The sequence below is a fragment of the Stenotrophomonas sp. KH_029 genome (assembly GCF_057839765.1).
In genome coordinates this window covers 2,332,654-2,351,488 of sequence record NZ_CM174498.1, presented here as the reverse complement: position 1 = coordinate 2,351,488, position 18,835 = coordinate 2,332,654, and the positions used below count along the sequence as shown (strand labels likewise).

Below are 18,835 nucleotides of genomic sequence, written 5' to 3'. Positions count from 1 at the left end.
GGTCAAGCCGATGCGCGAACTGGATATCGCCGAGGTCGTGCGCCGCTCCGGGGTGGCCGCCTCGGCGTTGCGCTACTACGAACAGTTGGGCCTGATCGCGCCGATCGGCCGCCATGGCTTGCGCCGGGTGTTTGCCGACAGCGTGCTGGAACGGTTGGCGCTGATCGCGCTGGGGCGTGCGGCGGGGCTGTCGCTGCAGGAGGTCGGGGTGATGCTGGCCGGCGAGGGCGCCGCCGACCTGGACCGTGCGCGGCTGGCCGCGCAGGCCGATGCGCTGGACCGCAGCATCGCGCGGATGACCGCGATGCGCGACGGCCTGCGCCATGCGGCGGCATGCCGGGCGGCCAGCCACCTGCAGTGCAGCCGTTTCCGCGCGTTGATGCGGCTGGCCACGCGCGCCGGACCGGACTGACCTGCGGCGTGCGGCGGGTCAGCCGGCCAGGGTGTCCACCAGCAGCTTCACGTTGAGCACCACGATGATCGCGGCGATCAGCCAGGAGAGGGCGAGCAGCCAGCGCGGGGCGACCAGCGCCCCCATCCTGGCCTTGTCCGACACCAGGCGCACCAGCGGCACCACCGCGAACGGCAACTGCATCGACAGCAGTACCTGGCTCAACACCAGCAGCCGCGCAGTGCCCCGCTCGCCGTAGATCGCGGTGACCACCACCACCGGCACGATGGCGATGCCGCGGGTGATCAGCCGCCGCGCCCACGGCGCGATGCGCAGGCGCAGGAACCCTTCCATCACGATCTGCCCGGCCAGGGTAGCGGTGACCGTGGAGTTGACGCCCGAGGCGAGCAGGGCCACCGCGAACAGGGTGGAGGCCAGCCCCACGCCGAGCATCGGCGCCAGCAGTTCATGGGCCTGTTCGATCTCCTGCACGTCGGTGCGGCCGTGCGCATGGAATACCGCAGCGGCCAGGATCAGGATCGCCGCATTGATGAACAGCGCCAGCATCAGCGCGATGGTGCTGTCGGTCACCGCCCAGCGCAGCGCGCTGCGGCGGCCGGCGTCGGTGCGCGGGTAGGCACGGGTCTGCACGATCGACGAGTGCAGGTAGAGATTGTGCGGCATCACCGTGGCCCCGATGATGCCGATCGCCAGGTACAGCGCGTGCGGGTTGGTGACCACCTCGGCGCGCGGAATGAAGCCGCCCAGCACGGCCATCAGGGGCGGGGCGGCCAGCGCGATCTGGATCGCAAAGCAGGCCAGGATCAGCAACAGCAGCGCGATCACGAACGCTTCCAGTGCGCGGAAGCCGCGGTGCATCAGCAGCAGCACCAGCACCACGTCCACGGCGGTGATGATGGCACCGGCCAGCAGCGGAATGCCGAACAGCAGCTTGAGCGCGATGGCGGTACCGATCACCTCGGCCAGGTCGCAGGCGATGATGGCGATCTCGCACAGCAGCCACAGGCCGAGGTTGACCGGGCGGGAATAGTGATCGCGGCAGGCCTGGGCCAGATCGCGGCCGGTGGCGATGCCCAGCCGTGCCGACAGGCCCTGCAGCACGATCGCCATCAGGTTGGAGAGCAGGATCACCGACAACAGCAGGTAGCCGAACTGTGCGCCGCCGGCGATGTCGGTGGCCCAGTTGCCCGGGTCCATATAGCCGACCGAGACCAGGTAGCCCGGGCCGAGGAAGGCCAGCAGGCGGAACCACCAGTGCCCGCCCGCCGGGACGGCGACGCTGGCGTTCATCTCGCCCAGGCTGGGCGCGTGCGTGCCGGCCTGCGACCAGGCGGCGGGGCGGGAAGTGGGGTCCGGCGTCATGGCTGCAATATAGCAAAAGCTATATTAGTAAGGCTGTGCAATGTGCGCGCTCGCCGGCCCGCCCGCGCAAGGCCGGCGCCGGGTGGTCAGCGCGGTGGCCGCGGCGTCAAGCGCATGCCGTGGGTCTGCGGCAGGCTCAGCTTCATCGCCTCGATGAAGGCGCGCAGCCGCGGCGGCAGGTGCCGGGCGGGCGGGTAGACCAGGTGCACCGGCAGGGCCGGCGCTTCCCAGCCGGGCAACAGGCGCAGCAGGGTGCCGGCCTGCAGGGCCTCGTCGGCCAGCCAGGCCGACACCACCGCCGCGCCCAGCCCGGACAGGGCGGCCTGGCGCACCACGAACAGGTTGTCGGTCAGCAGCCGCGGCTGGATCGGCACCTGCAGGGCCGGGCCACCATCGCCGGGCAGCAGGGTGATGCGCTCGCGGTAGTAGGTGGTCAGGGCGATCCACGGCAGTTGCGGCAGCAGCGCCGGGTCGCGCACGTCGGTGCTGCCGACCAGGCCCGGGGCGGCGATGACGATGCGCGGCACTTCGGCCAGCGGCACCGCCACCAGGTTGGCGGTCTCGATCGCACCGACCCGGATCGCGCAGTCGATGCCGTCGGCGATGAAGTCCGGGGCGCGGTCCTCCAGCATCCACTCCAGCGAGACCTGCGGGTAGCGCGCCAGGAACGCCAGCATCGGCGCCAGCAGCTGGGCCTGGCCGAAGGCATGCGGCACTACCACCCGCAGCCGGCCGCGCGGGACATCCAGCTCGCCGCGCAGGTCGGCCTGGATCGCGTCCCAGTCCTGGACCAGCCCGCGGGCATGGGCGTAGCAGCGTTGGCCATCCTCGGTGAGGGTCATGCGGTGGGTGGACCGTTGCAGCAGGTGCAGGCCGAACAGTTTTTCCAGGGCCTGCAGGCGCCGGCTGACGGTGGGCTGGGTGGTGCCCAGCTGGGCCGCAGCGGCCGACAGGCTGCCGCTTTCGACGATGCGCACGAAGGTGCGCAGCAGGTCGATACGGTCGGCACCGACGGACATCTGGGGGTCGGTCATGCGTGTCTCGTATGAGCTATATGTGGGCCAGCCTACTACACGGCCGCTGCGGCAAGGAGGATGCTGGCGCCACTTTCCCCACTCTGGAATCCCCCATGTCTGCTGTGCATGTTCCGCTGCCGGCCTTGCCGGCGCCGCCGTTGTCGCGCGGCCTGATCGTGGCGATGGCCGCCGGCGCCGGCTTTTCGGTTGCCTCGCTGTATTACAGCCAACCGATGCTGGGGGTGATCGGCCCTGCGCTGGGCGCCGCCCCGGCGGCCACCGGGCTGGTGCCGACCCTGACCCAGCTGGGCTACGCACTGGGCATTGCCTTGCTGGCTCCGCTTGGCGACCGCCTGGACCGGCGGGCGCTGATCCTGGTCAAGGCGGTGATCCTGGCCGCCGCGCTGGGCCTGGCGGCGGTGGCCGGCAGCCTGCCGGGCCTGCTGCTGGCCAGCCTGCTGGTCGGGCTCACCGCCACCCTGGCCCAGGATGTGGTGCCGGCGGCGGCGGCGCTGGCGCGGCCGGACGAACGCGGTGCGGTGGTGGGCAAGGTGATGACCGGGCTGCTGCTGGGCATCCTGCTGTCGCGGGTGGCCAGTGGCGTGGTGGCCGAACTGCTGGGCTGGCGCGCGATGTTCGGTATTGCCGCCGGCTCGGTGCTGCTGATGGCGGTGGCGCTGGCGCGGGCCTTGCCGCGTTTCACCCCGACCACCACGCTGAGCTATCCGGCGCTGCTGGGCTCGCTGCTGTCGTTGTGGCGCCAGCAACCGGCGCTGCGCCGGGCGGTGCTGGCGCAGGGTCTGCTGGCGATCGGTTTCAGTGCGTTCTGGTCGACCCTGGCGCTGATGCTGCACAGCCGTTTCCAGCTGGGCAGCGCGGCGGCCGGGGCGTTCGGCATCGCCGGGGCGGCCGGTGCGCTGGCCGCGCCGCTGGCCGGGCGCTGGGCCGACCGGCTGGGCAGCCCGGCGGTGGCGCGGATCGCGATCACTGTGGCGCTGGCCGGGTTCGCGCTGCTGCTGCTGGACGGTGTGCTGCCGCCGGTGGCGGTGCTGCCGCTGCTGGCGGTCAGCGCGGTGGTGTTCGACTTCGGTTTCCAGTCGGCCCTGGTCGCGCACCAGACCCAGGTCTACGGGCTGGTGCCCGAGGCGCGCAGCCGGTTGAACGCGCTGCTGTTCACCGGCATGTTCCTGGGCATGGCCGCCGGCGGTGCGCTGGGCAGCCTGGCCTTGGCGCGTTGGGGCTGGAGCGGGGTGGCCGGCTTGGCCACGCTGTCGGCGCTGGCCAGCCTGGTAGTGCGGCGGCGCTGAACGGCGCCTCCGCCGCGGTTCGCTCAGGGCCCGGGGTCGGCCTGGCCATCGTCCAGGTTGATGATGCCGCGCTTGAGGGCCTGGGTGACCGCATGGGTGCGGTCGCGCGCGCCGAGTTTTTCCATGATGTTCTTCATGTGCGCCTTGACCGTCTGTTCGGAGATCCGCATCTGCTCGCCGATCGCCTTGTTCGAGCGTCCTGCGGCGACGTGGCCGAGCACTTCGGTTTCGCGCGGGGACAGGCTGTCTTCGATCACGTGGGCGGCGATGCTGGCCGCCAGCGTCGCGGGGATGCCGGCGCGGCGGCCGCCATGCACGGTGCGGATGGTGTCGATCAGTTCGTGCCGGAGCATGTCCTTGAGCAGGTAGCCGCTGGCGCCGGCCTGCAGCGCACGCACTGCGCGCACGTCGCCGCGATAGGTGGTGAGCACGATGATGCGCGCGCGCGGGTCGTGGCGGCGGATCCGGGTGATCGCCTCCACGCCGTCCACCCGTGGCAGCTGCAGGTCCATCAGCACCACATCCGGGCGCAGCGCCAGGTATTGGGCAACGGCCTGCTCGCCATCGGCCGCTTCGCCCACCAGGCGCATGTCGGCCTGCATGCCGAGCAGGGCGGCCAGGCCATCGCGCAGCAGCGGATGGTCATCGACCACGAGCACGCCGATCGGCGCGGAGGACACGGTCATGCGGATTCTCCAGGAAACCCCGGCCAACGCCAGCGGCGGGTGGAACGGCGGTAGATGCGGTGGCGTGGCAGGAACAGTTCCACTTCGGTGCCCAGGCCCGGGCGCGACCACAGGCGCAGGCGCGCGCCCAGCCGTTCGGCGCGTTCGCGCATGCCGACCAGGCCCCAGTGGCCGTCGGGCAGGACCGCCGGCAGGCCGTTGCCATCGTCGCGGATATGCAGGCGCAGGCCGCGCAGGCCGTAGCCGATCTCGATCTCGATCGCGCCGGCGGCGGCGTGCTGCAGGGCGTTCAACACCGCTTCGCGACCGATCAGGTAGACCTCTTCGGCCGCGTCGCGGCGCAGTGGCAAGGGCGCGCCTTCCACGTTCAGTCGCAGCGCCGGGCTGCTGGCATCGCTGGCGCGCTCACCGTAGACCTGCACCAGCGCCGCGCCCAGGTCCTGGTAGCCATCGCGGTCTTCGCGCAGTGCGCCGACCCGCTCGCGTGCTTCGGCCAGGGCATGCTCGGCCTGCTGCATGGCCGCCTCCAGCGCCGCGCGTACCGGTGGCGGGGTGTGGCTGGCCTGGCTGACCGCATGCAGCCGCAGAATCAGCCCCTGGGTGCCCTGCAGCAGGGTGTCGTGCAGCTCGCGTGCGATCCGCTCGCGCTCGGCATGGCGTTCCTGCAGTCGTGCCCGCACCAGTTGGGTCAGGCGGCGGCTGCGCAGGCGCATCGCCAGCAGGATCAGGCCCAGCAGCAGCAACACGCAGGCCGCGTTGAACCACAACGTCTGGTACCACATCGGGGCGATGCGGAAACTGCGCTGGGCCGCGCTGCTGCTCCAGGCCCCGTCCTGGTTGGCGGCCATCACCTCGAAGCGGTAGTTGCCCGGCCCCAGGTTGGTGTAGAACGCGCGGGTCAGGGTGCCGGCGTCCTGCCATCGCTCATCCAGGCCGGACAGCCGGTAACGGTAGCGGGTGCGCTCGGGCCGGGTCAGCGACACGGCCATGTAGTCGATCTGCAGCTGGGTGGTGCCCGCCGGCAGCAGCAGGCCATCGCGCAGCGGTTGCTGCTGCCGGCCATGGGCGATGTTGCCGATCCGTGGCAGCGGCGCGGCGGCACTGCGCTGCGCTGCCTGCGTGTCCAGCCAGGCCAGGCCCTGGTTGGTGGACAGCCACAGCAGGCCGTCGGCGGCCAGTACCGCGCTGGGCACCGGGGTGGTCTGCGCGGCGATGCCGGGCATGCCATCGGCGGTATCGAACAGCCGCAGCTGCACGGGCGTGGCCTGCCGCAGCGCCTGTTCCAGCCCGGCAGCGTCGATCCGGGCCAGGCCGCGGCTGCCGTTCAACCAGTAGCGGCCGGCGCGGTCGCGGACGATCCCGGTGATGCCTTCGAATACGCCGGGGGTATCGGACTGCAGCGCGTGGAAGCGGCCGTCGCTGCCCAGTACCGCCAGGCCGTTTTCGCCGCCCACCCAGAGCCGTGCGCCGATCATGGCCGTGGCCGTCACCGGGCCCACCGCCAACCCGTCGGCGCGCGTGTAGTGCCGCCATTGCTGCTGGCGGCGCAGCCGCACGCTGCCATCGGGATAACCCAGCAGCAGTTCGCCGGCCGGGCCGCCGGCCGCGGTGGTGCAGGCCTGGGCGGGCAGGGCCGGGTCGGTGCGCCAGCGGCCGTGCCGATAGTGCAGCACATCGGCATTGCCGAAGCAGAACCAGGCCTCATCGCGGCCCAGCGGCAGCACCGCACGCAGTTCGCGCGGCGCGGGCAGGCCGGGCGGATCCAGCGCGCGGCGCTGGCCGGCGTCGATCACCGCCAGGGCTTCCCAGTCGGCCAGCCACAGCGGCTGGCTGCTGGCCAATGCGGCCCCGTGCAGTGCCGTCGCGCCGGCCTGCAGCAGGTCGCGGCGCAGCGCCATCGGCTGCAGGTCCTGGCCGTAGGCGAACACCTGGCCGTCGGGTGCCTGGTACAGCGTGCGCAGCGGATCGGCCGGACCGGGCAGCGCCAGCGCGTGTACCGGGTGCTGGCGGAACCGGTTCAGGCCCAGGTTGGTGCCCACCCAGATGTTGCCTTCGCGGTCCTCGGCCACCGGCACCGCGGTGGTGGAGGCCAGGCCCTGGGCGGCATCGAAACGTTCGACCTGCGCCGGCACCCGGTCCAGGTCGACATGGAAGATGCCGCCGTTGCCGACCAGGCTGCCCCACAGGCGGCCATCGCGGGAGAACCGGATGCGTTTGGCCAGCAGGCCCGGCAGGCGCTGCGCCTCGCGTTGGGCGGCCGGCAGCAGGCCGTGCGCGTCGGCCACCGGCATGACCCCGCGCTGGCGGTCGGCCAGCCACAGCCGGCCGTCGGCGCGCAGCGCCAGCGACGAGAACGGCGCCACGGTGAGCGCCAGCGGTTCGAAGCCGGTGGCGCCGGCCGGCAGCCGCCACAGGCGCCCGGCCGCAATCACCCACAACGTGCCGGCCGCGTCGCGCAGCAGCCACTGTGCCGGCACATCGCCGATCCCCATCGCGGCGGTGGGCCGCTGCCAGCGCTGGCCGTCGAACCAGCGCAGCCCGCCGTCGGCCGCCGCCCACAGGCGGCCGCTGCCGTCGCGCTCGATCCGCGGCACCAGCCCGGGCGGCACGCCCTGGGCCTGCGCGTAGTGGGTAAGGCCATGGCGGTCGAGCCGGCTGATGCCGGCGTTGTAGTAGCCGATCCACAGCGTGCCGTCCGGGTCCAACGCCAGGGTGGTCATGTTGGAAGAGGGGAACGTGCTGCCGTTGGGCGGCTCGCGCCGCTCGAACTGGCGGCCGTCGAAACGGTACAAGCCGTTACCGGTGGCCAGCAGCAGGCTGCCGTCGGTGTTCTGGCCGATGTCCCAGACATCCCCCGGCGCACCCTGGCCGACCACCCAGGCGGTGTGTTCATAGGCCGACAGGTTCGCGCCCAGCGCCGGCCAGGCGGCCAGCAACAGCCACCACAACGCCCGGCCGGCCAGGTGGCGGCGCGTGCGTGCAGGGGCGGGGGCGGAACAGGCAGCGGGCATGGCGCATTGTCTCAGGGTTGGGGGCAGCGGCTGCCTACTCTTTCGGGGCAGGCGCCAGGCCCCGATAGTGCGGTAACCATGCGGGCCTGCCCTGGAACGCTGCGATGCAACGACTGTTTGTGATGTTTCCCGACCGCGCGCCCGGCATCGGCCTGGTGCTGCTGCGGCTGACCCTGTGCGCGGCGCTGCTGAGCCTGCTGCCGGCACCGGCAGGGTGGCTGCAACTGCTGCTGCCACTGGCGATCGGCCTGTTGCTGGTCGGGGTGTGGACGCCGCTGGCGGCGCTGCTGCTGGTGTTGCTGCTAGGCGTGCACGCCGCTTCGCACTGGGCCTGGCTGCCGTTGCCGCTGGCGTTGCTGCTGCTGGGGCCGGGCGCCTATTCGCTGGATGCGCATCGTTTCGGGCGGCGCGTGCTGCGCCGGCAACCCGGCGGCGGCCACGGCCGGCACCCCCCGAAAGAGTAGGCGCCGGCCCCGTCGATCGAGGGTAGGGCGCAACGCCCCCGGCGGCGACCATGGCACACCCGGTCGTGGAGCCCGTTGATGGCTGCTTGTTCTCCCCCGACGCCGGCCCTGCCTGCCGCATTGCCGCCGACCCAGGCGGCCGCGCTGCGCCGCGCCCTGGCCTATATCGAGGCCCACCTGCAACAGCCGGTGCTGGTGGAAGAGGTGGCCGCTGCGGCCTGTGTCAGCCGTTTCCACCTGGCACGGTTGTTCCGTGCCGGCACCGGGATGAGCCCGACCGCCTACCTGCGCCATCGCCGCATCGAGCGCGCCCAGCAGCTGCTGCATGCCGGCGGGCTGAAGGTCAGCCAGATCGCCAGCTGCCTGTGCTTCTTCGACCAGAGCCATTTCGTACGCAGCTTCCGCGCCGTCACCGGCTGCACGCCCCGTCATTTTGCCCGGCGCACGCTGCGCCCGGGCGCCTGATCCCCCCTGACCTCCAAGGAACACCCATGACCAAGGCCACCGCCGTTGCCGCCACCTCGCTGCTGTCGCCCACCGACCATGCCCTGGTGCTGATCGACTTCCAGTCGCAGATGGCATTTGCCACCCACACCATCGACATCTCCGCACTGCGCAACAACATGGCGCTGATCGCCAAGGGCGCGGCCGGCTTCAGCGTGCCGGTGGTGCTGACCACGGTGGCCGAAAAATCGTTCTCCGGCCCGATGTTCCCGGAACTGCCGGCGATCTTCCCCGGCCAGGCCGTATTCGACCGCACCTCGATGAACACCTGGGAAGACCAGCCGGTGATCGATGAGATCAACCGCATCGGCAAGCGCCGGCTGGTGCTGGCCGGCCTGTGGACCAGCGTCTGCATCGTCGGCCCGGCGCTGTCGGCGATCGAGCAGGGCTTTGAGGTGTACGTGGTCACCGATGCCTGCGGCGATGTCAGCCTGGAGGCGCACGAGCGCGCGGTGACGCGCATGGTGCAGGCCGGCGCGGTGCCGATCACTGCGGTGCAGTACCTGCTGGAACTGCAGCGCGACTGGGCCCGCAGCCAGACCTATGCGCTGACCACCGGCATCGCCGCCGAGCATGCCGGCGGCTACGGGATCGGCATCCAGTACGCCAAGGCCATGTTCGGCGCGCAGGAAGGCGGTCACTGAGCATGCCCGCCGCCACCGGCCTGGACCTGGCGTTGTTGCTGCTGCGCATGGTGGCCGGCGGTTTCCTGTTGCCGCACGCACTGGGCAAGCTGTTCGGCTGGTTCGGTGGGCCCGGCCTGGCCGGGTTCGCCGCCGAACTGCGCGGTTTTGGTCTACCGGCCGCGGCGCCGGCGCCATTGCTGCTGGCCGCGCTGCAGGTGCTGTCCGGGTTGGCGGTGCTGCTGGGCTGGCAGACCCGCGGCGCGGCGCTGGTTGCCGCGCTGTTCCTGCTGTCCACCGCGCTGCTGGCCTTGCCCAAGGGCTGGTTCTGGATGCGTGGCGGCGCCGAGTATTCCCTGTTCTGGGCGACGGCATTGCTGGCCATCGCCCTGGCCGGCCCCGGCGCGCTGGCGCTGCAGCCGGCCCTGGCCGGCGCGCCATGAGCGCGGCCTCCCACCATCCCGGCCGCCGCGAACTGCTGCGCGGCGCCGCTGCCGGCCTGGCGCTGGCCGCAGGCGGCCGCGCCTTTGCCCTTTCCCCGGAGAAACGCATGTCTACGCTGCTCATCCGCAATGCTCGCATCACCACCCTCGACCCGACCTGCCCACAGGCCGATGCACTGGCGGTGGTGGACGGGCGCATCGCCGCGGTCGGTACCGAAGCGCAGGTGCGCGCCGGCCTGGACGCGCCCACCGTGATCGACGCCGGTGGCCGCCGCGTGGTGCCCGGCCTCAACGACAGCCATACCCATCTGATCCGCGGCGGCCTGAACTACAACCTGGAACTGCGCTGGGACGGGCTGCGCTCGTTGTCCGATGCGATGGCCATGCTCAAGGCCCAGGTCGACAACACCCCGGCACCGCAGTGGGTACGCGTGGTCGGTGGCTTCACCGCCGAGCAGTTCGTGGAAAAGCGCCTGCCCACCCTGGACGAGCTCAACGCGCTGGCCCCGGACACACCGGTGTTCCTGCTGCACCTGTACGACCGCGCGCTGCTCAACCGCGCCGCGCTGCGCGCCTGCGGCTACGATCGCAATACGCCGGACCCGCCCGGCGGGCAGATCGCGCGCGACAGCAAGGGCAATCCCACCGGCCTGCTGCTGGCCAAGCCCAACGCGCTGATCCTATACGCCACCCTGGCCAAGGGGCCGCGCCTGCCGATCGAATACCAGTCCAACTCGACCCGGCATTTCATGCGCGAACTGAACCGGCTGGGCATCACCTCGGTGATCGACGCCGGCGGTGGTTTCCAGAACTATCCGGAGGACTACCAGGTGATCGAGCAGCTGCATCGCGACGGGCAGCTGACCGTACGCATCGCCTACAACCTGTTCACCCAGAACAAGGGCGGGGAAGTGGGCGATTTCCAGCATTGGAGCGAGATCGTCGCCCCGCGCCAAGGCGATGATCTGCTGCGCCACAACGGCGCCGGCGAAATGCTGGTGTTCTCGGCGGCCGATTTCGAGCTGTTCAACGAACCGCGCCCGGAACTGCCGCCGGGCATGGAGCCCGAGCTTGAGCAGGTAGTGCGGTTGCTGGTGGAGAAGCGTTGGCCGTTCCGCATCCACGCCACCTACGACGAAAGCATCGACCGCATCCTGGATGTGTACGAGCAGGTCAACCGCGAGATTCCCTTCGATGGCCTGCACTGGTTCATCGACCACGCCGAAACCATCACCGCGCGCAACATCGACCGCATCGGCGCGCTGGGCGGCGGGCTGGCGATCCAGCACCGCATGGCCTACCAGGGCGAGGCCTTCGTGGCGCGCTATGGCAGCCAGGCGGCGCGGCATACCCCGCCGGTGCGGCGCATGCTGCAGGCCGGTGTGCCGGTGGGCGCCGGTACCGATGCCACCCGGGTGGCCAGCTATAACCCCTGGGTGGCGTTGTCGTGGCTGGTCACCGGCCGCACCGTGGGCGGGCTGGCGCTGTATGGCGAAGAAAACCTGCTGGAGCGCGAAGAGGCGCTGCGCCTGTGGACCCAGGGCAGCGCCTGGTTCTCCGGCGACCAGGAGCGCAAGGGCAGCCTGGCGGTGGGACAGCTGGCCGACTTCTGCGTGCTGTCGTCGGACTTTTTCGCCGTCGACGATGCGGCCATCGCCGATATCACCAGCCTGCTGACCGTGGTCGGCGGCCGGGTGGTGTACGGGCAGGGCGACTTCGCGCCGCTGGCCCCGGCGCTGCCGCCGGCGATGCCGGACTGGTCGCCGGTCAACCGCTTCGGCGGCTACCACGTCGGCGTTGCCGCCACCGGGCTGAGCGCGCACGCGCACCTCCATGGCGCCGGCGATTGCCGCACCCACGGCGCGCACGGCCATGCCGCCGCCCATGCGGTGCCCACCGACGCACCGAACGCATTCTGGGGTGCGCTGGGATGTTCGTGCTTCGCGTTCTGAGCCTGGGGCTGGCCGGCCTGGCCACGGCATCGCCGGCGCTGGCCTGCGAGGCCGACGGCAGCGGTCATTGCCTGACCCTGGCCGATGGCACCGAGCTGCGCAGCGATGCCGCGCTGCGGCTGCGCAGCCTGTATTACGACCCGACCCGCTTTGGCGTACAGGAAGGGCAGCAGGACGGTTACGGCTTGCTGCGTGCACTGGCCTCGGTCAGCGCGCAGCGCGATGGCTGGCAAGGCGTGGCGCAACTGGGCGTGCACGCCGAGCAGGGCCGTCGCGGCGGCCCCGGCGGCACCGACCGCGGCGCGCTGGACCTGCAGCAGGGCTATGTGCGCTGGCAGGGCCGGCGGATCGGCTGGCAGGTGGGCCGGCAGGAGGCCGGCTACGGCAGCTCGCGGCTGCTGTCGGTGCGCGACGGCCCCAATATCCGCCTGGCCTTCGACGGCGTACGCGGGCGCTGGACCGCCCCGCGCTGGCAACTGGACCTGCTCGCGCTGCGGCCGGTGGACAACCGCCCCGGCGCGTTCGACGACCGCAGCGATCGCGGCCAGTACCTGCTCGGCGGCTATGCCACGCGCAAGGGCCGCCGCGCCGGCAATGGGCTGGACCTGTACCTGCTGGGCTATGGCCGCGACGATGCGCGCTTTGCCGGCACCGCTGGCGATGAACGCCGCACCACACTGGGCGCGCGCTGGTTCGCCCGACAAGCGCGCTGGGATGCCAACGTGGAACTGGTCGGGCAGCGCGGCATGCTGTCCAGCGCGTCGGGCGAACTGGCCATCCGCGCCTGGACCCTGGCCAGCGACAGCGGCGTGCGTTGGCCGCAACGGGCCTGGCAGCCGCGCCTGGGCGTGAAACTGGACATCGCCAGTGGCGACCGCGATCCGGCCGATGCCCGCCTGCAGACCTTCAATGCGCTGTACCCCAAGGCGGCCTACTTCAGCGAGGCCAGCCTGCTGGCACCGGCCAACCTGATGGATGTGCAGCCAACCCTCACCCTGACCCCGCATCCGGCGATCACCACCGAAATCGGCTGGCAGCTGGCCTGGAAGCACCGCCGCGCCGATGCGATCTACACCACGCCCGCGCCGCTGGCCGCGCTGCCGGGCAGTGCCGGCACGCCGCGCCGGATCGGTCAGCAGTTCAAGTGGGAAACCACCTGGCGGGCCAGCCCGCAGTGGCAATGGCAGGCGCAGCTGGCCTGGTTCCAGGCCGGCCCGGGCCTGCGTGCGGCCGGCGGCCGCGACACCTTGTTTGCATCGATGGTAGGAGCTTGGCAATGGTAAGCAACAACAACGGCGCCGCCCCCGGCGCATGGTCGCCGCTGAAGATCGGCCTGTTCCGCGCGATGTGGCTGGCCATCCTGGGCAGCAATGTCGGCACCTGGATCAATGACGTCGCCGCCGCCTGGGTGATGGCCGAGCGCACCGGTTCGGCGTTGATGGTGGCGTTGGTGCAGTCGGCCACCACCGTGCCGGTAGTGCTGCTGGCGCTGGTGGCCGGCACCCTGGCAGACATCGTCGACCGCCGCCGCTACCTGCTGTTCACCCAGGGCTGGATGCTGCTGGTGGCGGCCACGCTGGCCACGTTGACCGGACTGTCGATGCTGACCCCGGGGTTGCTGGTCGCCCTGACCTTCGCGATGGGCTGCGGCGCGGCGATGGCGATGCCGGCGCAGGCGGCGATCGTCTCCGAGCTGGTGCCGCGGCCGATGCTGGCCTCGGCGGTGGCGCTGAACTCGATCGGGATCAACATTGCCCGTTCGCTGGGGCCGGCCATCGGCGGCTTGATCGTGGCCCAGCTGGGGCCGGGCTGGGCCTTCGGGCTAAACGCAGTGAGTTTCGCCGCGATGCTGATCGTGCTGAGCCGCTGGCGGCCCGACCCGATGGCCTCGACCCTGCCGCCGGAAGGCTTCGGCGCCGGGCTGCGGGCCGGGCTGCGCTATGCGTTGCGGGCCGGGCGGCTGCAGGCGGTGCTGATCAAATCGGCCGGGTTCTTCTTCTTTGCCAGTGCAGCCACCGCGTTGCTGCCGCTGGTGGTACGCGCGGAGATGCACGGCGGCGCCGGCCTGTACGGCATCCTGCTGGGCTGCATCGGGGTAGGGGCGGTCACCGGCGCACTGGTGCTGCCCACGCTGCGTGCGCGCATGGACCGCGACCTGCTGGTGCTGCTGGCCACGCTGGCCTGCGCACTGAGCCTGTTCGGGCTGGCCTGGTTGCGGCACATGGCGCTGCTGCCGCTGGCGATGCTGGTCAATGGGTTCGCCTGGATCACGGTGCTGTCCTCGCTGCAGATCGCCGCGCAGACCGCGGTACCGGCCTGGGTGCGGGCGCGCGCGCTGTCGCTGTACATCATGGTGTTTTCGCTGGGCATGGCCGCCGGTGGATTGAGCTGGGGCAGCTTCGCCCAGCGCACTTCGATCCCGTTGGCGCTGACGGTGGCGTCGGTGGGCGCGGTGATCGCCGGGCTGCTGGTGTGGCGGGTACGCATTGCCGGCAGCGAGGAGCTTGACCTGCGCCCGGCCGGCTACTGGCCGGCGCCGGAACTGGCGGTGCCGGTGTCGCATGACCGCGGCCCGGTACTGGTGACGGTGGAGTACCGCATCGCCGAGGCCGACCGCGCCGCTTTCCATGCGTTGATGGGCGAACTGGGCCGCACCCGTCGTCGCGACGGTGCGGTGGTATGGGGCGTGGCCGAAGACGTGGCGACGCCGGGCATCCACCTGGAGTATTTCGTGACCAGTTCCTGGCTGGAGCATCTGCGCCAGCATGAGCGGGTGACTGCCGAAGATGGCGAGCACCAACGCAAGGTGCGCGCGCTGCACGACGGCGAGTACGCGCCCAAGGTGCGGCATTTCGTCGGCGGCGCGGGGGCATTGGCGGCATTGAAGCCGGGCCATGAGCATCTGGGGTGATGCCGCCGCAGCGCCGGGTACGGCCCGGCGCTGCGGCGACTGAACCGGCCGCGATCAGGCCTTGGCGAAGGCCAGCAGGTCCTGGTTGAACTGGTCGGCGTGGGTCACGGTCAGGCCGTGCGGCGCGCCGGGGTAGACCTTCAACGTGGCATTGGCCACGATCCTGGCCGACAGCCGGCCGGAGGCATCGATCGGCACTATCTGGTCGTCGTCGCCATGCACCACCAGGGTGGGCACGTCGATCTTCTCCAGGTCGGCGGTGTAATCCACTTCGGAGAACTCGGCGATGCAGTCGTACTGGCCCTTGTGGCCGCCCTGCATGCCCTGCAGCCAGAACGCGTCGCGCATGCCCTGGCTGACCTTGTGGCCGTCACGGTTGGCGCCGAAGAACGGGGTGGTCAGGTCCTGGTAGAACTGCGAGCGGTCGGCGGCCACGCCGGCGCGGATGCCGTCGAACACGCTCATCGGCAGGCCGCCGGGGTTGCTGGCGCTGACCACCATCTGCGGCGGCACCGCGCCCACCAGCACGGCCTTGGCCACGCGCTTGCTGCCATGCCGGCCGATGTAATGGGCGATCTCGCCGCCACCGGTGGAGTGGCCGACCAGGATGGCGTCCTTCAGGTCCAGCGCCTCGATCAGCGAGGCCAGGTCGTCGGCATAGGTATCCATGTCGTTGCCGTCCCAGGTCTGGGTGGAGCGGCCATGGCTGCGGCGGTCGTGGGCGATCACCCGGTAACCGTGCTGGCCCATGAACAGCATCTGCGGGTCCCAGGCATCGCCGCTGAGCGGCCAGCCATGGGCGAACACGACCGGCTGGCCGCGGCCCCAGTCCTTGTAGAAGATGGCGGTGCCATCCTTGACGGTGTGGAAGTTGCTCATCGATGAATCTCCAGTGGGGCGGGTTGGGGGGTGGCGGCCCGGCACGCGGCCGGGCGGCCCAGTACAGCGCGGCGGCGGCCGGCCGGATTGCACCGCTGTGCTGGATTGCCGGCGCCTGTGTCACCGCCTTAACCGCGAACCGCGTATCGTCGGCACTCTTTGGGTTGGAGTGGATGCATGCGTTGGATCGTGTTGTTGGCCGCATTGGCCATGCCGGTGGTGTCGTGGTTGTCGCAGTCCGGTATGTTCGGCCCGACCAACGGTGCCATTTCCGACCGCTATCCGACCCTGCTGGTCGCCGCCGGCTATGCCTTCGCCATCTGGGGGCTGATCTTCCTGTGGGACGTGCTGTTCGGGCTGTGGCAGCTGCGCCGGCGCAAGCCGGACCTGGTCGGCGTGCGTGGCTGGGTGGCGGCGGGCTTTGCGTTGACCGCGCTGTGGATGCCGGTGTTTTCCAACCAGTGGTTCGGGCTGGCGCTGGCGATCATCTGGGCCGCGCTGGGCTGCATGCTGGTGGCCGCCACCCGTGCCGCGCCACCGGAAGCCAGTGGCGGGCAGCGGGCGTGGGCGGCCTATCCGCTGGCCCTGCACGCCGGCTGGCTGTCGATGGCCGCCTTCCTCAACACCGCCCAGGTGATCGTGGCCTACCAGTGGCTGCCGGCCGCCGACATGTTCGGCTGGAGCGTGGCGCTGCTGGCGCTGGCAACGCTGCTGGCGTGGTCGATGAACCAGCGCCTGCGCGGGCATTGGGCCTACCCGGCGGCGGTGGTATGGGCACTGGTCGGCGTGTATGTGAAGCAGTCGGGCTGGCGCCTGCCCGGTGCCGACACGGTGTCGGTGCTGGCGCTGGCCGTGGCCGCGCTGCTGGTATTGCAGACCCTGCTGCTGCGCGCGCGGGCCTGGCGCCATCCCACCGTTGCGGTGGTGGCCGCGCACCGCCATCGGCGTTGATCGGTATCACCGGGCCAGGCCCGACATCCCCCATGACGTGGCAACAGGAGAAGACGCATGCGCGTAGCGATGCATGAGCGATTCGGTGACCCGGCCGTGGTGCTGCACGGCGGCCAACAGCCAACCCCCGCGCCCGGCCCCGGGCAGGTGCGGATCCGCACCGTGCTGGCGCCGATCCACAACCACGATCTGTGGACGGTGCGCGGCCAGTACGGCTACAAGCCGACCCTGCCGGCGATTGGCGGCAGCGAAGGCACCGGGGTGATCGACGCGCTGGGCGAGGGCGTGCAGGACCTGGCGCCGGGCCAGCGGGTCAGTGCCGCGTCGGTGCACGGCACCTGGGCGGAGTACTTCCTCGCGCCGGCGAAGATGGTCATTCCCATTCCCGATGCGATCGACGATGAAACCGCCGCGCAGCTGATCGCGATGCCGCTGAGCGCGTTGATGCTGCTGGAATTCCTGCAGGTGCAGGCGGGCCGGTGGATCGTGCAGAACGCGGCCAATGGCGCGGTCGGCAAGGCGCTGGCGATGCTGGCCGCCGCCCGCGGCGTGCACTGCGTGAACCTGGTACGGCGCGATGCCGGCGTGGCCGAGATGGCCGCGCTGGGGATCAAACACACGGTATCGACGGCGCAATCGGACTGGATGGCGCAGGTGCAGGCACAGGTGGGTAACGGGTCGATCGCCGCGGCGGTGGATTCGGTCGGCGGCCGCGCCAGCAGCGAGTTGATGACCCTGCTTGGCGACGGCGGCACGCTGGTGTCGTTCGGCTCGATGACCGGCGAGCCGATGCAGCTCAATTCCGGCGATGTGATCTTCAAGCAGGCCACGGTGAAGGGCTTCTGGGGCAGCAAGGTCAGCCAGGCGATGGCGGCCGGGGACAAGCGCCGGCTGGTGGGCGAGCTGCTGCAATTGGCCGCGCGCGGTGGCTTGAGCCTGCCGGTGGACGGCGTGTACGGCTTGGACCAGGTCGCCGAGGCGGCCGCGGCCAGCCTGGTACCCGGCCGCAACGGCAAGGTGCTGCTGCGCCCCTGACCGGGGATGCCGGCCGCTGGCCGGCTGTTCCGGATGTTGTCTGGAGCCGGCCAGCGGCCGGCACTACACCCACAAGGACATGCATGGACACCACTGCCCCGATCCGTATCAGCAAGGCCGGCAGCGTCGCGTCGGCCGCAGGCTCGAAGGACTACTTCACCGGCACGGTGCGTATCGATGCGCCGTTCCAGGCCGACGCACCGGCCCGGCTCGGCGGGGCGACGGTGACGTTCGAGCCCGGCGCCCGCACCGCCTGGCACACCCACCCGCTGGGCCAGACCCTGATCGTCACCGCCGGGGTCGGCCATGTGCAGGAGTGGGGCAAACCCGCGCAGGAGATCCGCCCGGGCGACATCGTGTGGATTCCACCCGATGTGAAGCACTGGCATGGCGCGCGCCCGGATGTGGCGATGACGCATATCGCCATCGCCGAGGCCGTGGATGGCTCGCCGGTGACCTGGCTGGAGCCGGTCAGCGAGGCCCAGTACAACGGGCAATAGCGCCGCCCTGGTGGGCGTGTTCCGCGCGTCCCGGTCTAATGTAATATATTTAGTTACATTTGATCGGAAGCCTGCCCATGGACGCCTACGCCGACCCGGACACCGTCGCACGCTATGCCGAAGGCCCGCCGCGACTGGTGCCCGGCTTCGCCGACCTGCTGCGCATGGCCGGCATGCTGCTGGGCGAACGGGTGGGCGAGGATGCCCGGCTGCTGGTGCTGGGCGCCGGCGGGGGACTGGAGATGCGCGCCTTCGCCCGGGCGCATCCGGGCTGGCGTTTCGACGGCGTGGACCCCTCGGCGCAGATGCTGGCGCTGGCGCGCCAGACGCTGGGCACCGACGCGGCGCGCGCGACCTTGCACCACGGCTATGTGGACGTCGCGCCCGACGGTCCGTTCGACGCGGCCGCGTGCCTGCTGACCCTGCATTTCGTCGCACCCGATCAGCGCGTGGATACCCTGCGTGCGCTGCACCGACGGCTGCGCCCGGGCGCACCGCTGGTGGTGGCGCACATGAGCATTGCCGCCGATCAGCGCGAGCGCTGGCTGGACCGCTACGCCGCGTTCGCAGTGTCGTCGGGGATCGCGCCTGCGGCGGCGGCCAAAGGGCGCGCGGCGGTGGCCACGCACCTGCACATCGCTTCGCCGGCGCAGGACGAAGCCTTCCTGCGCGAAGCAGGCTTCGCCACGGTGGAGCCGTTCTACCAGGGCCTGGCGTTCCGCGGCTGGGTGGCCGTGGCCTGAGTGGCGGGGGGGCGATGGTAAAGTGCAGGGCTACTG

Annotated in this window: 18 protein-coding genes; 13 read left to right on the top strand and 5 right to left on the bottom strand. The window is 71.2% G+C overall.

Annotated features, from left to right (window positions below):
* Window positions 1-10 precede the first annotated feature (10 nt).
* Window positions 11-412, top strand: a complete 402-nt coding sequence (locus AC3ITM_RS10600; protein WP_228885544.1) for a helix-turn-helix domain-containing protein — start codon at window positions 11-13, stop codon at window positions 410-412.
* Window positions 413-430: 18 nt separating this feature from the next.
* Here the strand turns inward: AC3ITM_RS10600 and AC3ITM_RS10595 are convergent, their stop codons facing one another.
* Together AC3ITM_RS10595 and AC3ITM_RS10590 are read right to left on the bottom strand one after the other, a co-directional pair.
* Window positions 431-1,774 carry an Nramp family divalent metal transporter gene (locus AC3ITM_RS10595; RefSeq protein WP_489264853.1) on the bottom strand — a complete coding sequence of 448 codons (1,344 nt, stop codon included), beginning with the start codon at window positions 1,772-1,774 and terminating at the stop codon, window positions 431-433.
* 86 nt (window positions 1,775-1,860) lie between these two features.
* Window positions 1,861-2,808 carry a LysR family transcriptional regulator gene (locus tag AC3ITM_RS10590; protein WP_489264851.1) on the bottom strand — a complete coding sequence of 316 codons (948 nt, stop codon included), beginning with the start codon at window positions 2,806-2,808 and terminating at the stop codon, window positions 1,861-1,863.
* A gap of 164 nt (window positions 2,809-2,972) precedes the next feature.
* Between AC3ITM_RS10590 and AC3ITM_RS10585 the strand changes: the two genes are divergently transcribed.
* Window positions 2,973-4,097, top strand: a complete 1,125-nt coding sequence (locus AC3ITM_RS10585) for an MFS transporter (RefSeq protein WP_489270084.1) — start codon at window positions 2,973-2,975, stop codon at window positions 4,095-4,097.
* A 23-nt stretch (window positions 4,098-4,120) separates the two neighbouring features.
* Here AC3ITM_RS10585 and AC3ITM_RS10580 read toward each other — a convergent pair whose 3' ends face one another.
* Both AC3ITM_RS10580 and AC3ITM_RS10575 read right to left on the bottom strand, forming a co-directional pair.
* On the bottom strand, window positions 4,121-4,783 hold the full coding sequence (locus AC3ITM_RS10580; RefSeq protein WP_489264849.1) for a response regulator: 663 nt from the start codon (window positions 4,781-4,783) through the stop codon (window positions 4,121-4,123).
* Window positions 4,780-7,794 carry a sensor histidine kinase gene (locus AC3ITM_RS10575; RefSeq protein ID WP_489264848.1) on the bottom strand — a complete coding sequence of 1,005 codons (3,015 nt, stop codon included), beginning with the start codon at window positions 7,792-7,794 and terminating at the stop codon, window positions 4,780-4,782. The genes AC3ITM_RS10580 and AC3ITM_RS10575 overlap by 4 nt, the downstream gene beginning before the upstream one ends.
* A 104-nt stretch (window positions 7,795-7,898) precedes the next feature.
* Here AC3ITM_RS10575 and AC3ITM_RS10570 point away from each other — a divergent pair, with 104 nt between their 5' ends.
* The 7 genes from AC3ITM_RS10570 (at window position 7,899) to AC3ITM_RS10540 (ending at window position 14,691) form a co-directional block, all read left to right on the top strand.
* Window positions 7,899-8,258, top strand: coding sequence for a hypothetical protein (locus AC3ITM_RS10570; protein ID WP_489264846.1), 360 nt, complete (start codon window positions 7,899-7,901; stop codon window positions 8,256-8,258).
* Between the two features lie 78 nt (window positions 8,259-8,336).
* Window positions 8,337-8,723: a helix-turn-helix transcriptional regulator gene (locus tag AC3ITM_RS10565; protein WP_228885553.1), complete on the top strand. Its 387-nt coding sequence runs from the start codon at window positions 8,337-8,339 to the stop codon at window positions 8,721-8,723.
* Between the two features lie 26 nt (window positions 8,724-8,749).
* Window positions 8,750-9,406, top strand: a complete 657-nt coding sequence (locus tag AC3ITM_RS10560; protein WP_228885555.1) for a hydrolase — start codon at window positions 8,750-8,752, stop codon at window positions 9,404-9,406.
* Between the two features lie 2 nt (window positions 9,407-9,408).
* Window positions 9,409-9,828 carry a DoxX family membrane protein gene (locus AC3ITM_RS10555; RefSeq protein ID WP_228885556.1) on the top strand — a complete coding sequence of 140 codons (420 nt, stop codon included), beginning with the start codon at window positions 9,409-9,411 and terminating at the stop codon, window positions 9,826-9,828.
* A gap of 107 nt (window positions 9,829-9,935) precedes the next feature.
* Complete coding sequence (locus tag AC3ITM_RS10550; RefSeq protein ID WP_489270083.1) at window positions 9,936-11,780, top strand: amidohydrolase; 1,845 nt, start codon at window positions 9,936-9,938, stop codon at window positions 11,778-11,780.
* Window positions 11,759-13,063: an alginate export family protein gene (locus tag AC3ITM_RS10545; protein ID WP_489264843.1), complete on the top strand. Its 1,305-nt coding sequence runs from the start codon at window positions 11,759-11,761 to the stop codon at window positions 13,061-13,063. The genes AC3ITM_RS10550 and AC3ITM_RS10545 overlap by 22 nt, the downstream gene beginning before the upstream one ends.
* Window positions 13,057-14,691, top strand: coding sequence for an MFS transporter (locus tag AC3ITM_RS10540; RefSeq protein ID WP_489264841.1), 1,635 nt, complete (start codon window positions 13,057-13,059; stop codon window positions 14,689-14,691). Before AC3ITM_RS10545 ends, AC3ITM_RS10540 begins: the two co-directional genes overlap by 7 nt.
* Window positions 14,692-14,745: 54 nt before the next feature.
* On the opposite strand, the gene AC3ITM_RS10535 is transcribed toward AC3ITM_RS10540, so the two are convergent.
* Window positions 14,746-15,570 carry an alpha/beta fold hydrolase gene (locus tag AC3ITM_RS10535; protein WP_228885562.1) on the bottom strand — a complete coding sequence of 275 codons (825 nt, stop codon included), beginning with the start codon at window positions 15,568-15,570 and terminating at the stop codon, window positions 14,746-14,748.
* Between the two features lie 177 nt (window positions 15,571-15,747).
* On the opposite strand from AC3ITM_RS10535, the gene AC3ITM_RS10530 reads away from it, so the two are divergent.
* The 4 genes from AC3ITM_RS10530 (at window position 15,748) to AC3ITM_RS10515 (ending at window position 18,799) form a co-directional block, all read left to right on the top strand.
* Entirely contained in the window at window positions 15,748-16,521 is a 774-nt protein-coding gene (locus AC3ITM_RS10530; protein WP_489264839.1) for a hypothetical protein, read from the top strand.
* 57 nt (window positions 16,522-16,578) lie between these two features.
* Window positions 16,579-17,556 carry a zinc-binding dehydrogenase gene (locus AC3ITM_RS10525; RefSeq protein WP_489264837.1) on the top strand — a complete coding sequence of 326 codons (978 nt, stop codon included), beginning with the start codon at window positions 16,579-16,581 and terminating at the stop codon, window positions 17,554-17,556.
* An 83-nt stretch (window positions 17,557-17,639) separates the two neighbouring features.
* Window positions 17,640-18,056: a (R)-mandelonitrile lyase gene (locus AC3ITM_RS10520; protein WP_489264835.1), complete on the top strand. Its 417-nt coding sequence runs from the start codon at window positions 17,640-17,642 to the stop codon at window positions 18,054-18,056.
* A gap of 77 nt (window positions 18,057-18,133) precedes the next feature.
* The gene (locus AC3ITM_RS10515; RefSeq protein WP_489264834.1) at window positions 18,134-18,799 is read left to right on the top strand and encodes a class I SAM-dependent methyltransferase; all 666 of its coding nucleotides are present in this window, start codon (window positions 18,134-18,136) and stop codon (window positions 18,797-18,799) included.
* Window positions 18,800-18,835: the final 36 nt, after the last annotated feature.

What these genes read in the sequence shown, in the direction of transcription:
- AC3ITM_RS10560 (WP_228885555.1), top strand. Translation starts at nt 8,750, where the DNA reads ATGACCAAGGCCACCGCCGTTGCCGCCACCTCGCTGCTGTCGCCCACC.
- AC3ITM_RS10545 (WP_489264843.1), top strand. Translation starts at nt 11,759, where the DNA reads ATGTTCGTGCTTCGCGTTCTGAGCCTGGGGCTGGCCGGCCTGGCCACG.
- AC3ITM_RS10600 (WP_228885544.1), top strand. Translation starts at nt 11, where the DNA reads ATGCGCGAACTGGATATCGCCGAGGTCGTGCGCCGCTCCGGGGTGGCC.
- AC3ITM_RS10565 (WP_228885553.1), top strand. Translation starts at nt 8,337, where the DNA reads ATGGCTGCTTGTTCTCCCCCGACGCCGGCCCTGCCTGCCGCATTGCCG.
- AC3ITM_RS10520 (WP_489264835.1), top strand. Translation starts at nt 17,640, where the DNA reads ATGGACACCACTGCCCCGATCCGTATCAGCAAGGCCGGCAGCGTCGCG.
- AC3ITM_RS10540 (WP_489264841.1), top strand. Translation starts at nt 13,057, where the DNA reads ATGGTAAGCAACAACAACGGCGCCGCCCCCGGCGCATGGTCGCCGCTG.
- AC3ITM_RS10570 (WP_489264846.1), top strand. Translation starts at nt 7,899, where the DNA reads ATGCAACGACTGTTTGTGATGTTTCCCGACCGCGCGCCCGGCATCGGC.
- AC3ITM_RS10535 (WP_228885562.1), bottom strand. Translation starts at nt 15,570, where the DNA reads ATGAGCAACTTCCACACCGTCAAGGATGGCACCGCCATCTTCTACAAG.
- AC3ITM_RS10595 (WP_489264853.1), bottom strand. Translation starts at nt 1,774, where the DNA reads ATGACGCCGGACCCCACTTCCCGCCCCGCCGCCTGGTCGCAGGCCGGC.
- AC3ITM_RS10555 (WP_228885556.1), top strand. Translation starts at nt 9,409, where the DNA reads ATGCCCGCCGCCACCGGCCTGGACCTGGCGTTGTTGCTGCTGCGCATG.
- AC3ITM_RS10580 (WP_489264849.1), bottom strand. Translation starts at nt 4,783, where the DNA reads ATGACCGTGTCCTCCGCGCCGATCGGCGTGCTCGTGGTCGATGACCAT.
- AC3ITM_RS10585 (WP_489270084.1), top strand. Translation starts at nt 2,973, where the DNA reads ATGGCCGCCGGCGCCGGCTTTTCGGTTGCCTCGCTGTATTACAGCCAA.
- AC3ITM_RS10575 (WP_489264848.1), bottom strand. Translation starts at nt 7,794, where the DNA reads ATGCCCGCTGCCTGTTCCGCCCCCGCCCCTGCACGCACGCGCCGCCAC.
- AC3ITM_RS10530 (WP_489264839.1), top strand. Translation starts at nt 15,748, where the DNA reads ATGCGTTGGATCGTGTTGTTGGCCGCATTGGCCATGCCGGTGGTGTCG.
- AC3ITM_RS10550 (WP_489270083.1), top strand. Translation starts at nt 9,936, where the DNA reads ATGTCTACGCTGCTCATCCGCAATGCTCGCATCACCACCCTCGACCCG.
- AC3ITM_RS10590 (WP_489264851.1), bottom strand. Translation starts at nt 2,808, where the DNA reads ATGACCGACCCCCAGATGTCCGTCGGTGCCGACCGTATCGACCTGCTG.
- AC3ITM_RS10515 (WP_489264834.1), top strand. Translation starts at nt 18,134, where the DNA reads ATGGACGCCTACGCCGACCCGGACACCGTCGCACGCTATGCCGAAGGC.
- AC3ITM_RS10525 (WP_489264837.1), top strand. Translation starts at nt 16,579, where the DNA reads ATGCGCGTAGCGATGCATGAGCGATTCGGTGACCCGGCCGTGGTGCTG.